The organism is Buttiauxella sp., assembly GCF_035271705.1.
Taxonomy (GTDB): Bacteria; Pseudomonadota; Gammaproteobacteria; order Enterobacterales; family Enterobacteriaceae; genus Buttiauxella.
In genome coordinates this window covers 1-3,756 of sequence record NZ_DATERI010000046.1, presented here as the reverse complement: position 1 = coordinate 3,756, position 3,756 = coordinate 1, and the positions used below count along the sequence as shown (strand labels likewise).

5 protein-coding genes are annotated in these 3,756 nt (G+C 50.6%); 3 read left to right on the top strand and 2 right to left on the bottom strand.

The features are described from left to right. The 3 genes from malX to VJY99_RS03430 all read left to right on the top strand — a co-directional run. Positions 1-1,552, top strand: a 1,552-nt coding sequence (gene malX / locus VJY99_RS03440) for a maltose/glucose-specific PTS transporter subunit IIBC (protein WP_324116358.1), incomplete at its 5' end; no start/stop codon positions are given. A 128-nt stretch (positions 1,553-1,680) separates the two neighbouring features. Then, positions 1,681-2,853, top strand: a complete 1,173-nt coding sequence (locus VJY99_RS03435) for a MalY/PatB family protein (RefSeq protein WP_324116360.1) — start codon at positions 1,681-1,683, stop codon at positions 2,851-2,853. A 174-nt stretch (positions 2,854-3,027) separates the two neighbouring features. Then, positions 3,028-3,159 carry a hypothetical protein gene (locus VJY99_RS03430; RefSeq protein ID WP_324116356.1) on the top strand — a complete coding sequence of 44 codons (132 nt, stop codon included), beginning with the start codon at positions 3,028-3,030 and terminating at the stop codon, positions 3,157-3,159. 8 nt (positions 3,160-3,167) lie between these two features. Here the strand turns inward: VJY99_RS03430 and arnF are convergent, their stop codons facing one another. Continuing rightward, positions 3,168-3,548, bottom strand: coding sequence for a 4-amino-4-deoxy-L-arabinose-phosphoundecaprenol flippase subunit ArnF (arnF, locus tag VJY99_RS03425; protein WP_324116353.1), 381 nt, complete (start codon positions 3,546-3,548; stop codon positions 3,168-3,170). Further along, positions 3,548-3,756, bottom strand: a 209-nt coding sequence (gene arnE / locus VJY99_RS03420) for a 4-amino-4-deoxy-L-arabinose-phosphoundecaprenol flippase subunit ArnE (protein WP_324116351.1), incomplete at its 5' end; no start/stop codon positions are given. The genes arnE and arnF, both read right to left, overlap by 1 nt.

The following is a 3,756-nucleotide window of genomic DNA, read 5'->3' as shown; positions in this document are numbered from 1 at the left end:
GGAGTTTTTTCAAAACCTTGGCAAAACCTTTATGTTGCCAGTGGCATTGCTGTCGTTCTGCGGCATTATGCTCGGTATCGGCAGTTCGCTAAGCAGCCACGATGTGGTGACGCTATTACCGATATTAGGGAATCCCGTTTTACAACTCATCTTTACCTGGATGGGGAAAGTGGGCTCGTTTGCCTTTAGCTTCTTGCCAATTATGTTCTGTATCGCCATTCCTTTAGGGCTGGCGCGTGAAAACAAAGGTGTCGCTGCATTTGCCGGTTTTGTCGGTTATGCCGTAATGAACCTGGCGGTGAACTTCTGGCTTACCGCAAAAGGTATTCTGCCTACGACAGACACCGCAATCCTTAAGGCAAACAACGTTCAAAATATCCTCGGCATTCAGTCCATCGACACCGGTATTTTGGGTGCGGTGATTGTCGGGGTGATTGTTTTCCTGCTACATGAACGTTTCCACAATGTCCGCCTGCCGGACGCACTGGCGTTCTTTGGTGGCACTCGCTTTGTGCCCATCATCACGACTGTCGTGATGGGTTTGGTAGGCCTGGTTATTCCTCTTATTTGGCCGATGTTTGCTGCAGGCATTAACGCGCTGGGCAATATGATCAACAGTGCTGGCATGTTTGGGCCGATGATCTTCGGCACCGGCGAGCGTTTATTATTGCCGTTTGGTTTGCATCACATTCTGGTGGCTCTGATTCGCTTTACTGAAGCGGGCGGGACTCTGGACGTTTGCGGAAACAGCGTCAGTGGTGCACTAACCATCTTCCAGGCTCAATTGAGCTGCCCGACATCTCACGGTTTTGCACAAAGCGCGACTCGCTTCCTGTCACAAGGAAAAATGCCGGCGTTCCTTGGCGGCTTGCCGGGTGCTGCATTGGCAATGTACCACTGTGCCCGCCCTGAAAATCGTCACAAAATTAAAGGCCTGCTGATTTCTGGTGTGATTGCATGCGTTATTGGCGGTACCACTGAACCACTGGAATTCCTGTTCCTGTTCGTGGCGCCAGTTCTGTATCTCATCCATGCTCTGCTGACCGGTCTTGGCTTTACCGTAATGGCGGTGTTGGGTGTCACTATCGGTAATACTGACGGGAACATCATCGATTTCGTGGTATTTGGTATCCTGCACGGACTGGCGACTAAGTGGTATCTGGTGCCGGTTGTGGCGGCGATTTGGTTCACGGTTTACTACGTCATCTTCCGTTTCGCGATTACCCGTTTCAATATCAAAACTCCGGGTCGTGATGTCGAAAGCGCAGTAGAAAAAGCGGTTATGGGGCAAGTGGGTAAATCGGGTTATAACGTGCCAGCAATCCTTGCAGCGCTAGGGGGTGCCGACAATATTGTCTCACTGGATAACTGCATTACGCGTCTGCGTTTATCCGTGAAAGATATGTCACTGGTGGACAGTGCCGCGTTAAAAAACTTGCGCGCCATTGGTGTGGTGCAACTTAACCAACATAATCTGCAAGTGGTGATTGGGCCGCAGGTCCAGTCGGTAAAAGATGAAATGGCGCATCTGATGCAAACCGCTCAGGCGTAAACTCAAGTGACTTCAAGATGCAGGTAGGCGGCAATCGGGTGAACGAGAGCAGCCACCAACCCTGCATCTTGAAGGGCGATGGGTATAAATCACAATGGACGATCTGGCGCCCATTTATGCGAGGTGATATGTTCGATTTTTCCACCCCCGTTGACCGACATGGTACCTGGTGTACCCAGTGGGATTATGTCGCAGACCGTTTCGGCACTGCCGATCTCCTGCCCTTTACTATCTCTGATATGGATTTCCCTACCGCTCCGGTCATTCTCGACGCCTTACAAAAGCGCTTGTCTCATGGTGTTTTGGGTTACAGCCGCTGGAAAAATGACGAATTTCTTGGCGCGATTGCACATTGGTATCAGGCACGTTTTCACAGCGTGATTGATAAAGAAGCGGTGGTTTACGGCCCGTCGGTTATCTACATGGTTTCACAGCTGATTCGCCAGTGGTCGGCTCCAGGCGACGCAGTACTTATCCATACCCCGGCTTATGATGCGTTTTACAAAACCATCGAAGGGAATCAACGCCAGGTCTTTAGCGCGCCGTTGCATAATACCGAAGATGGCTGGATGTGCGATATAGCGAAACTGGAAGCGCAACTGGCTAAACCAGAATGCAAAATCATGCTGCTCTGCAGCCCGCAAAACCCAACCGGGAAGGTCTGGACGCGCAGCGAACTGGAAACCATGGCAACCCTGTGCGAGCGACATGGCGTGAGAGTTATCAGTGATGAAATTCACATGGATATGGTATGGGAAGGCCATTCGCATACCCCATGGTGCGAAGTCGGCAAAGGCCAGTGGGCGCTGTTCACTTCCGGCTCCAAGAGTTTCAACATCCCGGCATTAACCGGTGCATATGGTCTGATTAACGACACTCATGAACGCCAGCAGTATCTGAATGTGCTGAAAGGCCAGGATGGGCTGTCATCCCCCGCAATCCTTGCAGTTGTCGCCCATATTGCCGCTTATCAGGAAGGGGCCAGATGGCTGGATGAACTGCGTACTTACCTGCAAAGTAATCTTCATTATGTGGCAGATACGCTGAACCATGAGTTTGCGCAACTCAACTGGCATCCGCCGCAATCCACGTATCTGGCGTGGATTGATTTACGTCCACTGGGCATTGATGACCACGCACTGCAAAAAGCGCTGATTGAGCAGCAAAAAGTTGCCATCATGCCGGGATATACATACGGTGAGGAAGGAAACGGTTTTGTACGCCTGAATGCCGGTTGCCCGCGCGTTAAGCTCGGAGAAGGCGTAAAGCGCCTGATTGGGGCAATAAAGTCACTGCAGTAAGTTTCAGGGGGAAGATCCTGTGGAGCCCCCCTATCTATAACTTTTGCGCGGTCAACTGCATTCGATACATTCAGCACAGTTATAGAAATAATAGGATGTTTTTACAAAACATGACGGAATGATCCCCCGATGTTTTGCTATAACGGGAAACCGTTTTCAATGGACTGAAATTCTATGTTTACCTGGATCACACTTACCTTGCTTTTTTTAATGACCGGTGTCTGGGGTTCAATTTTGCTTAATGCCTTTGATGTCACCTTCCATATTTCCGAAACCGTTATTGCCATTGAAGAATTCTTTCAATAGCTGCAAATTTAGGGTTTTCTGTCGGGAAGACACACTAACAATAAGCCGGCGAAAATCACGCCCACACCGACCAATTTTCCCATACTGAATTTTTCGTGCAGCCACGGTAACCAGATAGCCGCAGCCCATACCAGCACGTAGCTTAAACTGAGTAACGGATACGCTTTACTGAGTGCCACGCGGCGTAGTGCCATAAACCAGCATGCCATCGAGCAGACATAAGCCAGCAGCCCAGTCACCAGTGCTACCGCTCCGGGGCTGAAAATCAATAATGCCGTCATCAGCTCATCGGGGTGGCTCACCAGAGGCAGTGTCACCATCGCCCATTTCATTGTGAGTTGCGCGAAACTGACTAACAGCACGCTCATCATTGCCCAGAAGTACCCCATCACACGGCACCTCCGAGGATAGAGATCCCGGCAATAATCAGCACCACACCCAGCCAATGTCGCAGGGAAACTCGTTCATGCCAGATAAACCGGGCAGCAAGCGTAATAAAGATAAAATTAAGGCTGAGCATCGGATATGCAACGCTGACCGGTATGCGCTGTAACACCAGCAGCCACAGCAGCATGGCACAACCGAGCAGCACAGCGC